Consider the following 20,025-nt stretch of genomic DNA (forward strand, 5'->3'; position numbering starts at 1 on the left):
CTCCGGCTACTCGGTGCGTGGGGACGGCTCGGTCGTGCGCCCGAAGTGGTCGAGCGCGAGCTCGGCGACCGCGTCGGGCGCATCGTCGACGATGAAGTGCGCGGCGTCGTCGACGAACGCGAGCCCGAAGTCGTCGGCGTACCGGTCGGCGTCGCGGCACAGTCGCCTGATGAGCGACTCGTCCCAGGGGTGGTCGAGGCGGCCGAACACGACGAGCGTCGGGGGGTGCAGCCGCTGTCGGCGGTACTCGCCGCGTGCGAACCGCAGCGACATCGGTATCGCCATGCCGCCGAAGATCCGGCGGACGGCGCCGTCGACCTCGGGGCGCGACGCGGGCGCCAGGTGCGCCGCGACCGTCGCAGCCGACGGCGGGTGCGCGATGTGGCCCTCGTCGTAGAGCCAGTCGAGCGAGCGGCCCGGGCGGTGCGCGAGGAGCCGCGGCATGTGCCGGAACCCCGGCGCGAGCTTCGGGCTGAACCCCATGAAGAACGGCGGCACCGAGAGCTGCACGAGGGAGCGAACGCGCTCGGGATGCCGGTACGCGAGCTGAGCGGCCGGGATCGCGCCCATGTCGTGGGCGAGGAACCGCGATCGTTCGAGGGCGAGCGCGTCGAGGAGGGCGATCAGGTCGTCGAGGTACGTCTCGGGCCCGATGCGCGGGTCGACCGCCTCGGTCCAGCCCGTGCCGCGCAGGTCGGGGCAGACGGCCCGATAGCCGGCGGCGGCGAGCCGTGGCGCGACCTCCCGCCACATCCACCAGTGTTCGGGGAATCCGTGCAGCAGCACGACGGGTTCGCCCTCGCCGATCGTCGCCACGTGGCTGCGCAGTCCGGGCGTCTCGACGACCAGATGCTCGAAGCCGGGCGCGTCGGGCAGCGGCGGCGCCCAGGTGGGTGCTCGGGCCTCGAGCGTGTGGCGTGCGTGCTCGTCCATGACGACTCCTTCGTCGCGGCGCTACTACGTTCGTAGTAGGACTATGTTCATAGTAGACCCGAACGAGCGAGGTGTACATGCCCACGACCCGAGATCGTGCCCTCGATGCGGCGATCGAGCTGCTCGGCACCGAGGGGGTGCGCGCGCTTACCCACGCCAGGGTCGATGCGGCCGCCGGGCTCCCCGCCGGCAGCACCTCGAACTGGTTTCGCACCCGCAGGTCGCTCCTCGCCGGCTGCGTCGACCACCTCGCCGAGCAGGAGCGCGCCGACTTCGACTCCTCCGGCGCGCCGGCCCCCCGCAGCCCCGACGAGTTCGTCGAGGGGCTCTGCCAGATCTTCGACCTGCAGACCGGACCGCTCGCCGCGAGAACCCGAGCGCGGTACTCGCTGTGGCTCGAGCTCGGCAGCGACCCCGAGCTCGGCGCCCCGCTGCGCCGGCAGCGACTCGAGTTCGAACGCTGGACGGAAGCCTTCCTGGTCGGCTTCGGCATGCCGCACCCGGCGACCGCGACGAAGACCGTCATGGCGCTCGGCGACGGACTGGTCCTGCACCGGCTCACCGTCGACCCGGTGCTCGACGCGCGACCCCTCCTCGAGCGGGCGGTGCGCGCACTCATGGCAGAGGCGTAGCGGTCGCACAGCCCGAGGCGAGGCATCCGGTCAATGCTCGCTGCCGACGTGAGGAGCCAGCCATGACCGACCGAACCGACGCCCGATCGACGAACACCGCCCGCGAGGCCGACCGCCGCTGGGTCGACGCCGACGGCAACGAGATCGACGAGGACCACCGGGGCCTCGTCCACGACATCCGCACCCTCGTCGATCGCCGTCGCGCGCTCGGCATCTTCGGCGGCATCGGGCTCACGACGCTGCCCTCGTCGGAGCCCGCGTCTACCTCTGGCACGGCGATCGCGCCGGGAACTACTCGTTGTGCTCCCCGGGCGTCGAGCACGAGAACTACCTGCGCGGCGTGCAGGCGACCGACGAGACGGGTACCGTGCGGTCCACCTCCATCTACCCCGCCTGCTATTCGGGGCGCCGGCCGCACATCCACTTCGAGATCTGCTCCGACGTCGACAACGCGGTCGCCTCGGGGCCGATCGTGAAGACCTCGCAGATCGCGCTGCCCGAAGAGGTCGACTTGCTCGTCTGCGCGACGAGCGGCGATGAGCAGAGCGTGCGCGGCGCCACCCCGAGAACGAGGATGCCTCGTGCCGCAGGTGCGGCACGAGGCATCCTCGTTCGATCAGGGCCGGAACCCCGTTGCTCAGGCCTTCCGGCGGCGGGCGGCCACGAACAGTGCGGCACCGACCAGCAGGGCGAGCCCGCCGGCGATCAGCGGCGCGAGGCCGTCGAAGCCCGTCTCGGCGAGGTCGCCGTCACCCGGAGTCGCCGGGCTGGAGGGCGACGGGCTCGGCGACGGGCCGGGCCCGGGCGACGGCGTCGGCGTCACCGCGGCGGCGGTGTTCGTCACCGTGACCTCGACGTTCTCGCCGTCGGCGATCGTGACGGTCGAAGCGCTGAGCTCGGGCGTGCCCCACTCGATGCCGTCGATCGCGGGCAGGTCGACCTCTTCGAACGTGACGACCGTGCCGACGGGCAGGTCCTGCGGTCCGTCCACGACCGTGCCGTCGGCCGGCAGCGAGAGTGCTCCGTCGACGGTCTCGCCGCCGAGGTCGTACGAGTACGCGAGCGTGAAGGTCGTGCCGGCGGGAACATCGCCCGCCGCGTCGCCCTCGATCTCCTTCGAGGCCGAGAAGCCGCCGGCCGTCGTGACGACGTCGGCTCCGGCGCGGTTCGTGACGCTCACGAGCGTGTTCGCGCCCTCGGCGATCGTGACCTGTTCGGGACTGATCGTCGGGGTGCCCCATTCGACACCGGGGACGGCGGGCAGGTCGACCTCCTCAAAGTCGACGATCGTGCCGACCGGCAGGTCCTGCGGGCCGTCGACGACCGTGCCGTCGGCGAGGAGGGTGAGCTGGTCGGTGACGGTCTCGCCGTCGAGGTCGTACGAGTACGCGAGCGTGAACTCGGTCTCGGCGGGCACGTCGCCGGCTTCGGGGCCGGACACGGTCTTCGCGGCCGAGAAGCCGCCGACCTTCTGGCAGCCGAGCGGGCCGCCGCCGGTCCAGGGGTAGTTGTGCAGCTCGTTGCCCGCGCCGCGGGTGGTGAGGTCGCCGCCGACGTGCACGCGACCGTTGGTCGAGGCTGTGATCTCGGCGTCGGCGTTCGGCGCGAGGATCGAGCCCATGACCTGGCTCGTGCCGCCGACGAGCAGCGTCGTCGTGTCGGTGAAGTTCCAGAGGATGCGCGATGCGGCGTTGCCGAACTCGGCGCTCGTGAGGTCGTCGACGCGCACCCCGTCGATCGCGAAGTAGTTCGGCGCGAACGCCACGTCGTCGCCGCCGGTGACGTTGATGACGATCGGCGCATCCGTGGGCACCGAGGTGAACGTGATCTCGGTGATCGCCGAGATCGCACCGGTGTCGAGCGTGAAGACCTGCGGGTCGTCGCCGGGCGTGCCGACGAACTCGACCTGGTTGCCCGAGACGAGCGTGGTGCCGGTGGCAGGGTGGCCCGCGAGATCGGCCGAGGCGTCGGCGACGACGGTGTGGAAGTCGGCGTTCGGGTCCATCGCGGCGGCCTGGCCGAGGCCGGTCTGGATGCCGCCGCCGTTCGTGACGACGGTGCCGGTCGAGGTGCCGCCGACCTTCACGGCGCCGCCACCGGTGATGTTCGCGCCGACGTCGAGCGTCGTCGTCGCGCCGACGACGAGGTCGCCGCCGACCGCGAGCATGGTCTCGCCGCCCGCCGGCACGATGCCCGAGCCCGCGCCGACCACGCCGACGTTGAACACGCCGCCGCTCGTCTTGTCGAAGGTCGCGTTGCCGCGCACGAGCAGGAGCCCCTCGGATTCGGCCGCGCTCGAGGTCGCGTGGAAGTCGCCTCCGGCGTAGACCGCGACATTCGAGTCGGTGTACGTGGGCACCGAGCCGATCGGCGGGGCTTCGCCGTCGGGCGGGCAGAGCGGCAGCGGTTCGGCGGCGTTGGCAGGCGCGGCGGGCGCCGCGGTGGCGAGTGCCACGGCGCCGATCAGGGCCAGGCTTCCGGCGGCTGCGATGGTCGCGCCCGTGCGGAGGGCGCGTCGGATTCGTTGGGGCTTCACGTCTCGGGCTCTCTGTGTTGCAGACGGGGGATGAGTCGGCGTCGTGCAGGCGCACGATGATCCCACTCGAACAGAGAGACGGTGGCGGCGGCGAATCATGACGCAGGTCGCGCGAGTTTTTCAGGTTTCCTTTCGAAGGCCCGGCCGTCGGGGCGTGTCGAGCGGGATGCGCGATCGGATCGCATCAGTTAGGTTAGGTTTACCTAAGTAGCATGGAGGGCCCTGTGGCAGTCAGCAACATCGCGATCACGCACGCATCGAGCGGCGTCGTCGAGGCCGAGGTCGTGAGTGCGGCGCGAATCTCGCCGCACTTCGTGCGCCTGACCGTCGCGGGCGATGGGATCGCCGACTGGCGCCACCTCGGATTCGACCAGTGGTTCCGGCTCGCGGTGCCGACCGCCGGCGACACCCGCTTCGACAACCTCGCCGAGACGTACGACATGGCCGGCTATCTCCGCTACCTGACGCTGCCGAAGGCGACGCGACCCGTCATCCGCAACTACACCGTGCGCGAGTTCCGCGCCGAGACGGGGGAGATCGACATCGACTTCGTCGTGCACGGCGAGGCCGGTGTGGCCGGGCCCTGGGCGAACGACCTGCCGGTCGGTGCGCGGGTCGCGCTCATCGACCAGGGTTGCGGCTTCCAGCCGGTCGAGTCCGACTGGACGCTGCTCGTCGGCGACGAGAGCGCCCTGCCCGCGGTGCTCGGCATCCTGCGCGACCTTCCGCACGACACCCGGGGTCACGCCATCGTCGAGATCCCCGACGCCGACGACTTCCAGCACGTCGATGCGCCGGCCGGCTTCGATGTGCACTGGGTCATCCGCCGGCCCGAAGCGCCCGCCGGGCGCACCGCCCTCGAGCACCTGCGCGAGTTGCCGTTCCCCGACGGCAGGGTCTACGCGTTCGCCGCAGGCGAGTCCAAGCTGGCGACCGGCGCCCGCCGCCACCTCGTGAACGAGCGCGGCGTGCCGAAGCGGAACGTGTCGTTCTGCGGGTACTGGCGCGCCCGCTGAGCGGCCGGGTCGCCGCGGTCGTAGACTGCGAAGATGGAGGCTCCGTCCAGCACCACGCTGGTCGTCGTCGGAGATGAGACGGCGAGTGCCATCCACGCGCTCGAGAGGTTCGCGAACGTGCGGGCCGCATCGCTGCCCGATGCCTCCGACGCCGAGGTCGCCCGTTGGTCGTCGGGTTCCGATGCCCCGTACGTCGTGCACGACCACGACCCGCTCGCGCACGTCGCCGCGGCCTGGGTGGAGTTCTTCGACGACCTCTCGACCTACGGCGTGCTCGAGCTCGAGATCGCCCGGGCGCTCGAGGCGGCAGGGCGGCACGATCTCAGCGTGCCCGACTACTACGTCGTGATCCACCCCGAGAACCTGCCGGTCACGTGGAAGCACTGGTGGCTCGGCGTGCTCGCGAGCGCGTCGCCCAGTCGCGTCATCCCGTGGCCCGATGCCGACGCCTCGCTCGCGCAGCTGCTGCGCCGGTTGCCCGCCGCGCGGGCGTGGCCGGAGGTCGGCACCTGGCTGCCCACGGTCGCCGCCGCGGTGCCCGACCGCGTCGGACTCGGGTGAGCACGAGCCCGATGCCCCGGCGATTCAACCGGAAGCGGCTCGGGCGTACCGCTCGGAGTAGGTGCGCAGCACCGAACGGAGTTCGGCGGGCGACTCGACCGTGAAGTCCATGCCGAGCATGCCGATGTACGCCGCGATGGTCTCGAGGCTGTCGGCACCCGTCATCAGGACCGAGGTGCCGTCGTCGACCGGTTCGACGGCGCCGACCGCGGGATTGATGCGATCGAGCACGGCCTCGGCGGACGCGGCGATGTGCAGACGGGCGTGCACGTTCCAGCCCGTCGTCGCGATCGTGCGCATCGCGAAGGCCGTCGGGTCGCCGCCCGGCACCGGCTGCGGATCGAATCGCCGCCGGGTCGGCATGCGGGGCTCGATCCAGTCGACCCGGTAGGTGCCCCACTCGCTGCTGCGCGGGTCGCGTGCGATCAGGTGCCAGCGTCGCTGCCAGCTCAGCAGCCGATAGGGCTCGACGAGCACGGGTTCGCCCTTGAAGTCGAAGCGGAGCCACTCGACGTCGCGGATCGCGGCGGCGACGGCCTGCAGCACTGCGGGGTCGACCTCGGGGTCGGGGGCGTCGGTCCCCGTGTTCTCGGGGGCGCGATCGACCGTTCCGTGCAGGGCGGCGACGGTCGGCCGCAGCCTGGCGGGCAGCACCTGCTCGAGCTTCGCGAGCGCCCGCCCGCTCGATTCCTCGATGCCGGCGACGCCGGTGGCGGCGCGCAGGCCGACCGCGACCGCGATCGCCTCCTCGTCGTCGAGCAGCAGCGGCGGCAGCTTGCCGCCGGCGCCGAGCCGGTAGCCGCCGGCCGCGCCGCGGGTCGCGTCGACGGGGTAGCCGAGCTCGCGGAGGCGATCGATGTCGTTGCGGATGGTGCGCGGCGTGACGTCGAGGCGCCGGGCGAGCTCGGACCCGCTCCAGTCGGGGCGAGACTGCAGCAGCGAGAGCAGGGCGAGGAGGCGCGCGGCGGTGTCGGTCATCGCGTCGATCTTCCTTCCGGATTAGGAACGAATCATGCCTATATCGACCGTACCGTCGAAGACATGAACACGACCAGCGCTTCCACCGCCATCCGCCCCTTCCGCATCGAGGTCGCCGAGGCCGAACTCGACGACCTGCGCGAGCGCCTCGCGCGCACCCGGCTGCCCCAGCCCGCCCCGGTCGACGACTGGGATGCCGGCACGCCGAACTCCTATCTCCGCGAGGCCGTGGACCGCTGGCGCGAACTCGACTGGCGCGCCGTCGAGGCCCGCATCAACGCGGTGCCGCACTTCATCACCGAGGTCGACGAGCAGCCGATCCACTTCATCCACGTGCGCTCGCCGCACCCGGGCGCGACGCCGCTGCTGCTCGCGCACACCTACCCCGGCTCGTCGGTCGACTACCTCGACCTCATCGGTCCGCTCGTCGACCCGGTCGCGCACGGCGGCCGCGCCGAGGACGCGTTCGACGTCGTGGTGCCCGACGCCCCGGGCTTCGGCTCCTCGAACCCGGTCGGGGCCGGTTGGACCACTGCCCGCGTGGCCCGCGCCTACGACGAGCTCATGCGCCGGCTCGGGTACGACGAGTACGGCATCCACGGCTCCGACAACGGCGCGCTCGTCGCCCGCGAGCTCGGCCTGCTGAACCCAGACGGCTTCCTCGGGCTCCACGTGCTGCAGCTCTTCTCGTTCCCCTCGGGCGACCCCGCCGAGTTCGAACGGCTCGAGCCGCAGGACTACGCGGGCCTCGAGCACATGCAGTGGTTCCAGTCGGTCGGCGGCTACAACACCATGAATGCGAGCCGTCCGCAGACCGTCGCGGTCGGGCTCAGCGACTCGCCGGTCGGGCTGCTCGCCTACAGCGAGCTCTTCAACTCCTTCGGCAACGGCACGTCGCTCGTGCCGCTCGACGCGATCCTCACCGAGGTCAGCGTCAACTGGTTCGCGAACGCCGCAGCGGGAATGAGCCGCATGTACCTCGAGGACGCCCGTGCGGCTGCAGCGGCGGCCGCGGCGGGGGAGACCCCCGCCGTGAACGCGGCGCCCACCGGGGTCGCCGTGTTCGCCGACGACTTCCAGACGATCAGGGTCTTCGCCGAGCGCGACAACTCGAACATCGTGCACTGGAGTCGCTTCGACCGCGGCGGGCACTTCGCGGCGCTCGAGGTGCCCGAGCTCGTCGTCGGAGACATCCGGGAGTTCTTCGCGGGGCTGCGCTCCGCGGCCTGAACACGTTGCAGGCACCGTCGGTGCGAGCGTCGTCGAATACGGCGAAGGCGCGGACCCATGCGGGTCCGCGCCTTCCGCGCGACGTGCGGGCTGTTCGGTCAGGCGACCTGCCCCTGCGTCGCCTGCGCGTGCTCGGTCGCCCAGTTCAGCGCGAACTCGGCGACCTCCTCCCAGCCGTCCTGGCTGACGATGCGGTGCGTGCGGCCCGCGAACTCGCGGTACTCCACGACCGACGGGCTGCCGGTCTGCGTGTACTTCTTGACGATCGCCCGGCCGATCGCCGGCGGCACGACGTGGTCGATCTCGCCGGTGATGACGAGCAGCGGGGCGCGGTCGGGCTTCGCGTAGTCGACGTGGGTCACGCCGCCCTTCTCGTTGATCGTCGAGGCGACGCCCTCGAAGAAGACGCGGTTGTACGAGTTCACCGCGAACTCCTCCCACAGGCGGTCGGATGCCTCGCGGGCGAGGTCGTTGCCGAAGGTGAAGTGGAAGTGAGCCTTCGAGAGGGGCTTCGCGCCGTTGCGGTCGAACGGGTTCGCGAGGATCGGGAAGCCCGTGCGCAGGGTCGACGGGGGCAGCGTCGTGATGCCGGCGGTCTGCCCGGGCTCGACGCCCACGTAGGCGGCGCCGAGGCCGCGGTCGGCGAGCATCTGGGTGATCACGCCGCCGAAGGAGTGGCCCATGATGATCGGCTTCTCGGGGAGGGTGCGGATGATGCGCTCGTAGTGGTCGGCGATCTGCTTCAGGCCGATGCCCTTCAGCGCCTCGGGGTTCGAGCGGATGTCGGCGACGTCGCGGTCGTCGATGCCGGGCCACCCCGGGACGATGACCTCGTGGCCGCGGGCCCGGAAGTACTCGGCCCAGGTGTCCCAGCTCTTCGGGGTCATCCAGAGTCCGTGGACGAGCACGATGGTGGCCTTGCTGTTGTTCGCGCCGGTGGTGTTCATGGTTCCTGCTCCTTCTGGTGGGCGATCGGTGACCGCTTCGTGATCTGTGAAGTAGAACGATCGTTCTATCTCTTTGTATTCCCAGAATGTACGCCCACGGCGGAACGGATGTCAAGCAAAAAGAGAAAGATCGTTCTATCATCTTTGATATGGCCGCACGAACCACTTCCACGGGCGCCTCCGCAGCGCGCGAACGACTGCTGCAGACCGCGTCGGAGCTCTTCTACCGCGAGGGCATCCACGCGGTCGGCGTCGACCGCATCATCGCCGAGGCGGGCGTCACCCGCGCGACGTTCTACCGTCACTTCCCGAGCAAGGAGGATCTCGTCGAGGCCTACCTCGGCGTCGAGGACGCGAACATCCGAGGAGCGTTCGACGCGGCGGAGGCGTCGGGAGCCGAGCCGGGGCAGCTCGTCGGACTCGTGATCGAGGGGCTCGCCGACGACGTCGCACGGCATCACACGCGCGGTTGCCCGTTCATCAACGCCGCAGCCGAGTACCCCGACCCCGAGAGCGGCGTGCGGCGCGCCGTCGCCGAGCACCGCGAGTGGTTCCGGTCCGAACTCGAGAAGGTGCTCGGCGCGGCCGAGGCCGACGACCCAGGGGCGACGGCCGGTCAGCTCGTGCTGCTGCGCGACGCGGCGATGGTCGGCGGCTACCTCGACGGGTGGGAGCGAGTCCGTCCCTCGTTCATCGCCGCGGCGACGCGCACCGCCGGTCTCGATCGCTGACTCCCCGAGGCATCCCCCGCTTCGCGAGGTCGATGACAGCGTCGCCGAAGCGCGGTAGCGTGCCGGAATGACCTCAGCCCGACCGGTCGATCGCGACGCGATCGACGACCTCGAGCGCGAACTGCTCGGCCGCGTGCGCGGGCGCGTGCTCGAGATCGGTGCGGGCGAGGGCGAGAACTTCGGGGCGTTCGACCTCGATGTCGAGTGGATCGGCTTGGAGCCCGACGCCGACCGTCGCGCGGAGCTCGCGACGCGGGCGCGCGAGTGGCGTCACACCGCCGAGCCGCTCGGCGCGGTCGCCGAGGCGATTCCGCTGCCCGACCACTCGGTCGACGCCGTCGTCGGCACCTACGTGCTCTGCTCGGTGGCCGATCAGGCCGCCGCGCTCGCCGAGGTGCGACGGGTGCTCGTGCCCGGCGGCCTGGTGGTCTTCGTCGACCACGTCGCCGCGCCGCCCCGAACGCTGAAGCGGGCGGTGCAGCGCGTCGCGACGCCGATCTCCAAGCGGTGGTGCCACGGCTGCCATTGGGATCGCGAGACCGAGCGAGCGCTCCTCGACGCGGGGTTCATCGGCACCGACGTGCGACGGATGCGTGCGAAGTCGCTGCCGTTCGGCCCCGTGCCGATCCTCATGTTCGAGGGGCGTGCGCCGGATCGAACGACGACGTAACCCCGTCGAGCGCCGCCCGCGCGAGCATCGTCGACCCGGCCACCGCGGCCGGCATCGTGAACACCGCCCCGAGCGGCACCATGAAGCAGAGCTGGGTCGCGACGCCGAAGCCGAACATGGCCCCGCGATGCCCGCGCAGCAGCCTGCGGCGGTCGGCCCCGTGCAGGTCCCGCGCCGCGAAGGCGCGCGACACGAGCTCGGCGGCGAGCAGCCGTCCGGAGAGCACGACGCCCAGCACCGGGCCGACGACCGCGCCGACGAGCGGCACGAAGCCCACGAGCCCGACGCCGATCGCGATGAGCGCGCCGAACCCGATGAGCGCGAGGGAGTCGCCGACCGCGCGCCAGAACCCCGCGCCCTGCTCGGGAACGGGGCCGCCGAGGTCGGTCTCGACCGCGCGCCAGATGCGTTCGTAGAACGGGTCGCCGACCGCGAGCGTGACGGCCGTGAACGTGACCGCGGCCAGCACCACGGCGGCCGCGAAGACGACCGTGCCGAGCACGCCCCGCACGATGCCCGGCCAGGGGTCGACCCAGTCGTCGGCGAACGGCGTGAGCCAGTCGGTGATGGACGGCAGTCCGAATCCGAGGCCGACGAGCCCGGCGACGACCACGACGAACACGATCGCGGCGGGAATCAGGCCGAGGAACATGATGCCCGGCCGCTTCGACCAGAACGCGAAGCCGCGCGCGAGCATCCGCACGCCCGAGAGGAATCCGCCGATCACCCGCCCAGCCTAGGCGTGCGCCTCGGCCCCTCCCGAGCCATTGCGCACGCCGTCGGATCCTGCAAGACTCGCGCGACAGGTGCCGGCGAGTCGAAGCGAGGTCGCATGTCCGATCCGTGGCGGGTGCGTACGCGAGATGCCGCCCGCCGATGCGCCGGGGCGGCCGCGGTGCTGTCGGCGCTCGCGGTGCTCGCCGGATGCACGCCCTCGGTGAACGACCTGCCCGTGTTCGACCGCGAACAGCGGTCGAGCGACCTGCCGCCCGCGTTCGTGGACTTCCAGGACACGATCGATCGCGACACGGTCCGTCGGGTCGGGGAAGACTCCATCGGCACCGTCTACTACGCTGCCGAGGACCCGCAGGAGCGGACCACGTGCCTGATCATCCTGAGCGAGACCGACTGGTCGTCCGGGTGCGGGGGACTGCCCGTGAAGGTCAGCATCTCGTCGGGCCTCACCGCCACCCTCGAACCCGCCGCGGTCGCCGGCGACGAGCAGGTCGGCGACGTCGTCTCCGTCGAACTGCCTCCGGTGCGGGCCGACGGTCGTTGACGACATGACGCGCATGGTCACCGAACACGAGGTCGGGCTCGACGACGGGCGCGTCCTGCATGCCTACGACTCGGGGGCGGATGCCTCGGCGAGACTCACCCTCATGTGGCACCACGGCTCGCCCCAGACCGGGGCGCCGCTCGGCGCGGTGCTCGCAGCGGCGACGGCGCGAGGCATCCGGCTCATCTCGTACGGACGGCCGGGCTACGGGGGCTCTACGCCGAACCCGGGGCGCGACGTCGCATCGGCCGCAACCGACGCGGTCGCGGTCGCCGACGCGCTCGGCGTCGAGGGCTTCGCCGCCATGGGCGCCTCGGGTGGCGGCCCGCACGCCCTCGCCGGGGCTGCGCTCGCACCCGATCGCGTGATCGGCGTCGTCACGCTCGCCGGCGTCGCGCCGTACACCGAGGCCTTCGACTGGTTCGGCGGCATGCGGGCGCCCGGGGCGCTCCGCGCCGCCCGCGCGGGCCGGGCCGCCCGGGCGGCGTTCGCCGAGACCGACGAGTTCGACCCCGACGTCTTCCTGCCGGTCGACCTCGCCGCGCTCGAGGGGACGTGGGCCGATCTCGGTTCCGATTCGGCTCGAGCCGGGCGCGACGGCCCCGACGGGCTCGTCGACGACGATGTCGCCTTCGCGAAGCCGTGGGGTTTCGAACTCGAGCGGGTGGCGGCGCCCGTGCTGCTCGTGCAGGGCGAGGGCGATCGCATCGTGCCGCGCACGCATGCGGCGTGGATGCTCGGCCGCCTGCCGAACGCCTCGCTGTGGATGCGCCTCGACGACGGGCACGTCTCCGTGCTCGACACGGTGCCCGACGCGATGGACTGGCTGCTCGAGCGGCTCTAGGCGATCGCGTCGAGCGCGCCCGCGAGGTCGCGCCAGAGGTCGTCGACCTGTTCGATGCCGACCGACAGCCGCACGAGCCCGTCGGGAATGGTGGGCTGCTCGGCCGGCCAGCGCCGGCGACGCTCGAACGTCGACTCGACCCCGCCGAGGCTCGTCGCGTGCACCCACAGTCTCGTGCGCCCGACGAGCGCATCGGCCGGCGCGGCGCCGCCGCGCACGACGATCGAGACGACCGCGCCGAAACCCGGGTAGCGCACCTCCTCGAGCGCGGCGTGGCCGTCGAGGCGACGCACGAGCTCCTGCGCGTTCGCCTGCGCGCGCTCGAGTCGCACGGCGAGCGTCCGCATCCCGCGCAGCGCGAGGAACGCCTCGAGCGGCGCGGGGACGGCCCCGGCGAGCGTGCGCCGCTGCAGGATCGAGTCGGCGCGCTCGTCGGACGCGGTCACCACGGCCCCCATCAGCACGTCGCTGTGGCCCGAGAGGTACTTCGTCGCCGAGTGCACGACGAGGTCGGCGCCGAGCGCGAGCGGACGCTGGAGCAGGGGCGTCGCGAACGTGTTGTCGACGGCGACGAGCGCCCCGTGCAGGTGCGCGGCGGCCGAGATCGCGGCGATGTCCGCGACCTCGAGGGCCGGGTTCGTCGGCGTCTCGAACCACACGAGCGCCGCGCCCTCGCTCGCCGCGGCCACCGCAGCCGTGTCGGCGATGTCGACGAACTCGACACGCAGGCGCCCCAGGCCCGCGCGTTCCTCGAGCACGGCGACGGTGCCCGTGTACGAGTGCCGCGGCGCCACGACGAGCCCACCCGGCTCGACGAGGTCGAGCACGGCCGAGATCGCGGCCATGCCGGAGGAGAACGACACGCACCGCCCGCCCTCGAGCGCGCCGAGGACGTCCTCGAACGCCGTCCAGCTCGGGTTGCCGTAGCGCCCGTACTCGAGGTCGCCGCCGGCGACGTACGTCGAGGTCAGGTGCACCGGCACGTTCATCGGCGCGTCAGGCGCGTGCGCGGGGCGACCGGCGACGACGGCGAGGGTGTCGGGATGGAGTTCTGAGTGGGCGGCCTCGTGCATGCCGAAAGGCTAGTCGAGCGCGTCGCGCGCCGCGGCGGCCTCGTCACGTGCCGACTCGGCGACCCGCGCCGCCCGGTCGCGATCGCGCGCGAGCCTCCGCCGCTCACGACCGCCCTCGGCGAGACGCTCCTCGAGACCGCGCAGCTCCTCGTCGAGCTCGTCGCGCCGGGCGGCGTCGGCGTCGATGCGCTCGTCGAGCGCCGCGAGTTCGCTCTCGAGGTCGTCGAGGGCGGCGGATGCCTCGGCGGCGTGCTCCTCGGCGGCTGATGCCGCGCGCTCGCGTTCCCGGCGCTCCTGCTGCTCGCGTTCCTCCCGCTCACGCGCGGCGTCGGCCTCGGTGCGCCCGGCCCCCTTCGAGCGTGCGGACCGCTTCGCCGGCCTCGCCCCGTCCGGTCCGCCCGCCACAGCGCCGTCGAGGTCCACGTCGACGCCCACCGCCTCGAGGCTGCGCACGAGCCGGCCGCTGCGCACGGCGTCGGCGGCCGAGGCATCCGCCATGCCGGCTTGCAGCGTCTGGGCGAGTTCGTCGAGCACGGGCTGGCGCACCGGGGCGCCGAGCTCCTCGGCGAGTCCGCCCGCCTCCTGCGCGAGGGCCGAGACGAGTCGGCGCCGTTCCTTCGCGAAGCGGGCGAGCGCCGCCGCGTCGAACCCGTCCTGCGCCTCGCGCAGCTCGTCGCCGAGCTCGAACAGCGCCTCGACCTCGTCGGCGCGGTGTCGCACGAGCTGGTTCGCGAGCCAGGCCGTGGGGGAGGGGCGCCGCAGCGCCGCCACGGCGTCGGCGAGCTCGCGATCGTCGTCGCGCAGCTCGCGAGCGCGGGCGTTGCGGGCGGCCGTGAACTCCTCGGGGCGGAGCGCGTACAGCGCTCCCGCCTCGTCGATGAGCGCATCGGCCGGCATACGGCCATCCTGCAAGATCGTGCGCGATTCCGACAGCCCGTGGTCTCATGGAGGCATGCGGGTCGTCGTGCTGACCGGGGCCGGCATCTCGGCCGAGAGCGGGGTGCCCACCTTCCGCGATGCCGGCGGCCTGTGGGAGGGGCACCGGGTCGAGGACGTCGCGACGCCCGAGGCCTTCGAGCGCGACCCCGAGACTGTGCAGCGCTTCTACGACGCGAGGCGGCACGCGGTCGCGCTCGCCGAGCCGAACCCGGCGCACCGGGCGCTCGCCCGCCTCGAGGAGGCGCTCGGCGACGACCTGCTCGTGGTCACCCAGAACATCGACGACCTGCACGAGCAGGCGGGCTCGCAGCGGGTGCTGCACATGCACGGCGAGCTGGCGCTCGCGCGTTGCACCGGATGCGGGACACGGTCGCCGGTGCCCGGCGACCTCGTCGGTCGGCCGGCCTGCCCGTCGTGCGGCGAGCGGATGCTTCGCCCCGACGTCGTCTGGTTCGGCGAGATGCCCTACGGCCTCGACGAGATCGAGGCGGCGCTCGCCGCGTGCCACGTGTTCGCCGCGATCGGAACATCGGGCGCCGTGTACCCGGCGGCCGGATTCGTCGTCACCGCGGCCGAGCACGGTGCGCAGACGGTCGAGCTCAATCTCGCGTCGAGCGAGATCACCCCGCTGTTCGACGCCGTACGGCACGGGCCCGCGAGCGAAGTCGTGCCCGAGTGGTGCGACGAGGTGCACCGGTCGGTCGGGTAGTACGACGCGCGTCTCGCGACACCCGCCCCGAAGCGTCCACGGTCTCGAGACGACGCCGCGCGCCTACTCGACCGACCGGGGCGGCGACGCCGCGAGCCGCGTCTCGAGCGCGGCGAGCACCTGCACCTGCCCTTTGGTCACGAGCGTCCGTGCCTCGTCGATCGCCACCCAGCGCGCGTCATCGACCTCGGGGAACGCCTGCACGCGGCCCGAGCGGGGCGGCCACTCGAGCTCGAACGTGTTGCTCGCGACGACGGCGACGTCGAAGTCGGGAGCCTCGCCCGTGAACACGCGGATCAGCTTGCCCGATGCGTAGCGGAACTCGCCGAGGTCGGCGTAGTCGAGCTCGGGTGGCGCGACGCCGATCTCCTCGCCGAACTCGCGCCGGGCGGCGAGCAGCGGGTGCTCGGCCACGGCCTCGTACTCGCCCTTCGGCACCGTCCACGCGCCTTCGTGCTTGCGCGCCCAGAACGGGCCGCCCATGTGCGCGATGAAGACCTCGACACCCGCACCGAGGTCGCGATGCAGCAGCAGCCCCGCACTCGTCACCGGCATGATCGCGCACCTTGCACGGTCGCACCCGACGGGTAGCGTGGATCGGGACACGCGAAGGAGTCGCCCATGGCACGCATCGTACTCATCGGCGGTCACGGCAAGGTCGCCCTGCACCTCGAACGCCTGCTCGCCGAGCGCGGCGACGAGGTCGACGCCGTCATCCGCAACCCGGAGCACGCCGACGACGTCGCAGCGACCGGCGCGACGCCCGTCGTGGCCGACATCGAGGCCCTCGACGTCGACGGCCTGACCGCGCTGCTGCGCGGGCACGACGCCGTCGTCTGGTCGGCGGGTGCGGGCGGCGGCGATCCGCGGCGCACGTACGCGGTCGATCGCGACGCCGCGCTGCACTCGATGGCCGCGGCCGACGCCGCCGGTGTGCGCAGGTACGTGATGGTCTCGTACTTTCGGTCGCCCGATCACTCGGTGCCCGCGGGCGACTCCTTCCACGCCTACGCGGAGGCGAAGGCCGCGGCCGACGAGCACCTCGCGACGACGACGCTCGACTGGACCATCCTCGGGCCGAGCCGGCTCACCGACGGCGACGGCACGGGCGGCATCGACGCCGAGGCGTCCGAGAGCCTGACCGTCGACCGGGCCGACGTCGCAGCGGTCGCGGCCGCCGTGCTCCTCGAGCCCGCGACGATTCGTCGCACGATCCGCTTCAATGCCGGCGCGACGCCGATCGCCGAAGCCGTCCGCTGAGCGCGGCGCCGGTGACGACCGCGCGACTACTGCTGGCGCGGCCGGCGCACGAGCGCCCAGAGCGCGGCGAGCAACCCGATTCCGCCGACCACCGCAATCGCTCCGAGCACCGACCACAGCATCTGTTCGACCGACATCGCCCACCTCCGAGTCCAGTGGCACCCATTCTGCTCCCGCAGGCGACCGGAACTCCAGCGTCGGCCGCGGTTCGTGCGAGGATCTGGGCATGTCCGCCTCTGAGCTTCCGCTGTCGCGTCGTGTCGGCCCCTCGCCCGAGCCGCAACGGCCGGCTCACCCCGACATCGACACCTGGCGCCCCGCAACGGTGGGCGACGTCGACGAACTGCTCGCGTTCCACGCCGACGTCGCGAGGGCCGACCACCCCGAGTGGATCGAGACGCGCGACGAGGTGATGGAGGCGTTCGAGGTCTCGCACATCGACCCTGCTCGCGACACCATGCTCGGTATCGACCGTGGCGGGCGCATCCTCGCCTCGGGCTCCGTCGTCGTGCCGACCGGACGAGAGACGCTCGTCCGCGCGATCGCGTTCGGCGCCGTGCGCCCGGAGGCGCGCGCCCGCGGGATCGGCCGGGCGCTGCTCGGCTGGCAGCTCGAGCGGGCGCGCGAACGACTCGCAGCGTTCGACGACGCGCTGCCGGGTTGGATCATCGCCTACGCCGAGGAACGGGCACCCGATGCGGGCGCGCTGCTCGAACGGGCCGGCCTGCCGCAGCGCCGTCACTTCTTCACGCTCGGCCGCGACGTCTCGCTTCCGATCGAGTCGATCGCGCCGCGTACCGACGACGTCGATCTCGTGCCGTGGGCGGCCGAGTGGACCGAGTCGACCCGCCTCGCCCGCAACGAGGCCTTCGCCGACCACTGGGGCAGCCAGTCGACCGCACCGGAGACGTGGAGCCGTATCGTCGGCGGCGAGCAGTTCGCGCCGTCGCTCTCGTTCGTCGCCGTCGAGCACGGCGCGGCCGGCGACCGCGTCGTCGGGTTCGTGCTCGCGCTCCGCAACGAGGGAGACTGGGCGGGCCAGGGCTTCAGCTCGTCGTACGTGCAGCTCGTCGGGGTGGTCCGCGAGCGGCGCGGGCGCGGCATCGCGCAGGGACTGCTGGCCCGGCATCTCGAAGCATGCCGCGACGAGGGGCTCGACCAGTCCATCCTCGACGTCGACGCCGAGAGCCCGACCGGGGCGCTCGGGCTCTACGAGGGGCTCGGCTACGTGGTCGCCAACACGCACCACAGCCACGTGCTCGAGTACTGAACCCGCGCGGTGCATCCGTCAAGCCGTTGACGGATGCCTCGCAGCCGCGCAGGCTCGAATCGACGACGTGAACTCGACGAGCGGAGGCGGCATCATGACCGACGAGCGACGACCGGGGCCGACCCCGCGCGACCCCGACGACACGACCGGCGCAGAAGAGCGGCTCGATCGCGAGGGCGAACCCGCCGAGGCGCCCGACGGACCCGAGCGCGGCACCGACGCCAACGACGTCGAGGCAGACAACCCGGTCGAGGAGGACACGATCGAGACGATCGATCCCGACAACGCGCCCGCCTGAACATCGCCGGATCGCCGCCCGTTCGGAGCTGATAGGTAAGGCAATCCTCAGAAGAAAGTCCGACTGATCTGCGGAAAATCGGCCCGCAGGTGCTGCGGTCGAGCGGGTGGCGGGGCTACCATCCGAACACAGCAGAGTCGCAACCGCCTCAGGAGGTCACCATGAGCATGACGCTCGACGAGATGCCCGCGGTCGCCGAGTGTTCGGTGGCCGGTTGCTCCTACAACGACCACTCGCACTGCCACGCGGCAGCCGTCACGATCGCCGGCTCGCCCGGCGACGCCGAGTGCGTCACCTTCATCCCGCTCGGCTCCAAGGGCGGGCTCGACAAGGTGCTCACGCACGTCGGAGCATGCCAGCGCTCGGAGTGCATCCACAACTCGAAGCTCGAATGCACCGCAGCCGCAGTGCGCATCGGCGCCGGCCACGACGACGCCGACTGCCTCACCTACGAAGTCGCCTGAGACCACCTGCCGAACGGGCCGTTCCGCGCATGCGGAGCGGCCCGTTCTGCTGTGCCGGGGTCGAGACGCGCGCAGACGGATTGCGCGTTTGTGATTGTTTGAGTCAGTTTCGAGTCAACTCTTGACATGCATCGCTCACTCGCGAGAGTGTGCTGGGCAAGTGACCACACACCGTTCTCAGGAGTGCAATGATGCGTTTCTTGACCAGCCCGCGCGAGCGAATCGGCACGGCGGCCGAGCTCGAATCGGTGCCGACGGGCTTCACTCGCCGCAACCTCATCGGCGGCGCGCTCGCCGGCGTCGCGATCGCGACGGCCGCGGCCTCCGGGTCCGCGCACGCCGCCGCGCCGATGCGCGCCTCCGGCGCCAGCTCGATGGCGAACCAGCCGTTCGAGGCCGTCGAAGTCGTGAAGATCGGCCTCATCGGCCTCGGCAACCGGGGCATGGGCATGCTCGGCAGCTGGGTCGCCGTGCCGGGTGCGCAGGTCGTCGCGGTCTGCGACATCAGGGCCGACCGGGCGACCCGAGCCGCCGACCGCGTCGCCGCCGCAGGCAAGGCGCGTCCTCGCGAGTACGGCGGCTCCGATACGTCGTTCCAGAAGATGCTCGACACCGAGGAGCTCGACCTCGTCTACATCGCGACGCCGTGGGAGTTCCACTTCCAGCAGGGCAGGGCGGCGCTCCTCGCCGGCGCCCACGCCGGTGTCGAGCTGCCGATCGCGACCGAGCTCGACGAGCTCTGGGACCTGGTCGACACAAGCGAGAAGACGCGCAAGCATCTCTTCCTCATGGAGAACTGCTCCTACGGCCGCAATGAGCTCGCGATGCTGAAGATGGCGCACGACGGCGTCTTCGGCGAGATCACGAGCGGGCACGGCGGCTACCTGCACGACCTGCGCTCGCTGCTGTTCAGCGACGGCTACTACACCGACGACTGGCGCCGCATCTGGCACACCAAGAGCGTGGCGAGCTTCTATCCGATGCACGGGCTCGCGCCCATCGCCGCGGCCATGGACATCAACCGCGGCGACCGGTTCACGACACTCACCGCGACCTCCAGTGCTCCGCGGGGCCTCGCCGACTATCGCGAGCGCTTCGTGCCGCGCGACCACCGCTCGTGGAAGGAGGAGTACATCAACGGCGACCTCGTGACCTGCATGATCAGCACGGCGAACGGACGCATGATCCGGGCTGAGCACAACGTCAGCCAGCCACGCCCCTACAGCAGGATCAACACGATCGAGGGCAGTCGCGGCATCTTCGAGGACTACGCGGGCGGCGATACGACCGGTGCTCGCATCTACGTCGAACCGGTGCACAGCGGCGACACCTGGCGCGGCGCGAGCGCCCTGCGCACGGAGTACGACCACTGGCTCTGGAAGGACCTCGAAGGGCCGGCGGCCGGCGGCGGCCACGGCGGCATGGATTACATCCTCCAGTGGCGCATCGTGCAGCTCATGCGCACCGGGCAGGTGCCCGACATCGACGTCTACGACTCCGCCGCATGGTGCGCGCCCGTGCCGCTCAGCGTGAAGTCACTCGAGAACAAGGGTCGTTCCGTCGAAGTGCCCGACTTCACCAGGGGCGACTGGAAGAAGCTCCGCCTCGGGCTCGATTCCGTCCGCACCACGATGCCCGCGGTCGCCTGACGCCGA

At 71.9% G+C, this 20,025-nt stretch carries 23 protein-coding genes; 14 read left to right on the top strand and 9 right to left on the bottom strand.

The window, feature by feature from the left end; translation table 11 throughout:
* Positions 1-6: 6 nt before the first annotated feature.
* A complete protein-coding gene (locus ACFWGP_RS05910) occupies positions 7-933 on the bottom strand; it encodes an alpha/beta fold hydrolase (protein ID WP_376930362.1) in 927 nt (308 codons plus the stop codon).
* Positions 934-1,010: 77 nt separating this feature from the next.
* On the opposite strand from ACFWGP_RS05910, the gene ACFWGP_RS05915 reads away from it, so the two are divergent.
* Positions 1,011-1,565, top strand: a complete 555-nt coding sequence (locus ACFWGP_RS05915; protein WP_275506425.1) for a TetR/AcrR family transcriptional regulator — start codon at positions 1,011-1,013, stop codon at positions 1,563-1,565.
* A 396-nt stretch (positions 1,566-1,961) separates the two neighbouring features.
* On the opposite strand, the gene ACFWGP_RS05920 is transcribed toward ACFWGP_RS05915, so the two are convergent.
* Positions 1,962-2,171, bottom strand: coding sequence for a hypothetical protein (locus ACFWGP_RS05920; protein ID WP_376930363.1), 210 nt, complete (start codon positions 2,169-2,171; stop codon positions 1,962-1,964).
* 31 nt (positions 2,172-2,202) lie between these two features.
* On the bottom strand, positions 2,203-4,101 hold the full coding sequence (locus ACFWGP_RS05925) for a choice-of-anchor A family protein (RefSeq protein ID WP_376930364.1): 1,899 nt from the start codon (positions 4,099-4,101) through the stop codon (positions 2,203-2,205).
* A gap of 224 nt (positions 4,102-4,325) precedes the next feature.
* On the opposite strand from ACFWGP_RS05925, the gene ACFWGP_RS05930 reads away from it, so the two are divergent.
* On the top strand, positions 4,326-5,117 hold the full coding sequence (locus ACFWGP_RS05930; RefSeq protein WP_376930365.1) for a siderophore-interacting protein: 792 nt from the start codon (positions 4,326-4,328) through the stop codon (positions 5,115-5,117).
* 33 nt (positions 5,118-5,150) lie between these two features.
* Positions 5,151-5,678: a hypothetical protein gene (locus ACFWGP_RS05935; protein WP_231431838.1), complete on the top strand. Its 528-nt coding sequence runs from the start codon at positions 5,151-5,153 to the stop codon at positions 5,676-5,678.
* Between the two features lie 24 nt (positions 5,679-5,702).
* Here the strand turns inward: ACFWGP_RS05935 and ACFWGP_RS05940 are convergent, their stop codons facing one another.
* Complete coding sequence (locus ACFWGP_RS05940; RefSeq protein WP_376930366.1) at positions 5,703-6,656, bottom strand: helix-turn-helix transcriptional regulator; 954 nt, start codon at positions 6,654-6,656, stop codon at positions 5,703-5,705.
* A gap of 63 nt (positions 6,657-6,719) precedes the next feature.
* Here ACFWGP_RS05940 and ACFWGP_RS05945 point away from each other — a divergent pair, with 63 nt between their 5' ends.
* Entirely contained in the window at positions 6,720-7,886 is a 1,167-nt protein-coding gene (locus tag ACFWGP_RS05945) for an epoxide hydrolase family protein (RefSeq protein ID WP_376930367.1), read from the top strand.
* 98 nt (positions 7,887-7,984) lie between these two features.
* Here the strand turns inward: ACFWGP_RS05945 and ACFWGP_RS05950 are convergent, their stop codons facing one another.
* On the bottom strand, positions 7,985-8,833 hold the full coding sequence (locus tag ACFWGP_RS05950) for an alpha/beta hydrolase (RefSeq protein WP_376930368.1): 849 nt from the start codon (positions 8,831-8,833) through the stop codon (positions 7,985-7,987).
* A 149-nt stretch (positions 8,834-8,982) separates the two neighbouring features.
* Between ACFWGP_RS05950 and ACFWGP_RS05955 the strand changes: the two genes are divergently transcribed.
* Together ACFWGP_RS05955 and ACFWGP_RS05960 are read left to right on the top strand one after the other, a co-directional pair.
* Complete coding sequence (locus ACFWGP_RS05955; RefSeq protein WP_231431833.1) at positions 8,983-9,564, top strand: TetR/AcrR family transcriptional regulator; 582 nt, start codon at positions 8,983-8,985, stop codon at positions 9,562-9,564.
* 67 nt (positions 9,565-9,631) lie between these two features.
* Entirely contained in the window at positions 9,632-10,234 is a 603-nt protein-coding gene (locus ACFWGP_RS05960) for a class I SAM-dependent methyltransferase (protein ID WP_231431832.1), read from the top strand.
* Here the strand turns inward: ACFWGP_RS05960 and ACFWGP_RS05965 are convergent.
* On the bottom strand, positions 10,194-10,961 hold the full coding sequence (locus tag ACFWGP_RS05965) for an EI24 domain-containing protein (protein ID WP_376930369.1): 768 nt from the start codon (positions 10,959-10,961) through the stop codon (positions 10,194-10,196). The two genes, ACFWGP_RS05960 and ACFWGP_RS05965, sit on opposite strands and share 41 nt — an antisense overlap.
* Positions 10,962-11,066: 105 nt before the next feature.
* On the opposite strand from ACFWGP_RS05965, the gene ACFWGP_RS05970 reads away from it, so the two are divergent.
* Both ACFWGP_RS05970 and ACFWGP_RS05975 read left to right on the top strand, forming a co-directional pair.
* Complete coding sequence (locus tag ACFWGP_RS05970) at positions 11,067-11,513, top strand: hypothetical protein (RefSeq protein WP_376930370.1); 447 nt, start codon at positions 11,067-11,069, stop codon at positions 11,511-11,513.
* A gap of 13 nt (positions 11,514-11,526) precedes the next feature.
* Positions 11,527-12,357 carry an alpha/beta fold hydrolase gene (locus tag ACFWGP_RS05975; RefSeq protein ID WP_275506432.1) on the top strand — a complete coding sequence of 277 codons (831 nt, stop codon included), beginning with the start codon at positions 11,527-11,529 and terminating at the stop codon, positions 12,355-12,357.
* On the opposite strand, the gene ACFWGP_RS05980 is transcribed toward ACFWGP_RS05975, so the two are convergent.
* Together ACFWGP_RS05980 and ACFWGP_RS05985 are read right to left on the bottom strand one after the other, a co-directional pair.
* Positions 12,354-13,430, bottom strand: a complete 1,077-nt coding sequence (locus ACFWGP_RS05980; RefSeq protein WP_376930371.1) for a trans-sulfuration enzyme family protein — start codon at positions 13,428-13,430, stop codon at positions 12,354-12,356. The two genes, ACFWGP_RS05975 and ACFWGP_RS05980, sit on opposite strands and share 4 nt — an antisense overlap.
* A 9-nt stretch (positions 13,431-13,439) precedes the next feature.
* A complete protein-coding gene (locus ACFWGP_RS05985; protein ID WP_376930372.1) occupies positions 13,440-14,327 on the bottom strand; it encodes a transposase in 888 nt (295 codons plus the stop codon).
* A gap of 55 nt (positions 14,328-14,382) precedes the next feature.
* Here ACFWGP_RS05985 and ACFWGP_RS05990 point away from each other — a divergent pair, with 55 nt between their 5' ends.
* Positions 14,383-15,078, top strand: a complete 696-nt coding sequence (locus tag ACFWGP_RS05990; RefSeq protein WP_231431826.1) for an NAD-dependent deacylase — start codon at positions 14,383-14,385, stop codon at positions 15,076-15,078.
* 63 nt (positions 15,079-15,141) lie between these two features.
* On the opposite strand, the gene ACFWGP_RS05995 is transcribed toward ACFWGP_RS05990, so the two are convergent.
* Positions 15,142-15,633 carry an NUDIX domain-containing protein gene (locus ACFWGP_RS05995; RefSeq protein WP_231431825.1) on the bottom strand — a complete coding sequence of 164 codons (492 nt, stop codon included), beginning with the start codon at positions 15,631-15,633 and terminating at the stop codon, positions 15,142-15,144.
* A 66-nt stretch (positions 15,634-15,699) separates the two neighbouring features.
* Here ACFWGP_RS05995 and ACFWGP_RS06000 point away from each other — a divergent pair, with 66 nt between their 5' ends.
* From ACFWGP_RS06000 to ACFWGP_RS06020, 5 genes are all read left to right on the top strand, one after another.
* Complete coding sequence (locus ACFWGP_RS06000) at positions 15,700-16,338, top strand: NAD(P)H-binding protein (RefSeq protein ID WP_376930373.1); 639 nt, start codon at positions 15,700-15,702, stop codon at positions 16,336-16,338.
* 226 nt (positions 16,339-16,564) lie between these two features.
* A complete protein-coding gene (locus ACFWGP_RS06005) occupies positions 16,565-17,608 on the top strand; it encodes a GNAT family N-acetyltransferase (protein WP_376930374.1) in 1,044 nt (347 codons plus the stop codon).
* 67 nt (positions 17,609-17,675) lie between these two features.
* On the top strand, positions 17,676-17,906 hold the full coding sequence (locus tag ACFWGP_RS06010) for a hypothetical protein (RefSeq protein WP_231431822.1): 231 nt from the start codon (positions 17,676-17,678) through the stop codon (positions 17,904-17,906).
* A 161-nt stretch (positions 17,907-18,067) separates the two neighbouring features.
* On the top strand, positions 18,068-18,370 hold the full coding sequence (locus ACFWGP_RS06015; RefSeq protein ID WP_231431821.1) for a DUF1540 domain-containing protein: 303 nt from the start codon (positions 18,068-18,070) through the stop codon (positions 18,368-18,370).
* 200 nt (positions 18,371-18,570) lie between these two features.
* Complete coding sequence (locus ACFWGP_RS06020) at positions 18,571-20,019, top strand: Gfo/Idh/MocA family protein (protein ID WP_376930375.1); 1,449 nt, start codon at positions 18,571-18,573, stop codon at positions 20,017-20,019.
* Positions 20,020-20,025 lie beyond the last annotated feature (6 nt).

The organism is Agromyces sp. NPDC127015, from assembly GCF_042725165.1.
GTDB classification, from domain to species: domain Bacteria; phylum Actinomycetota; class Actinomycetes; order Actinomycetales; family Microbacteriaceae; genus Agromyces; species Agromyces chromiiresistens.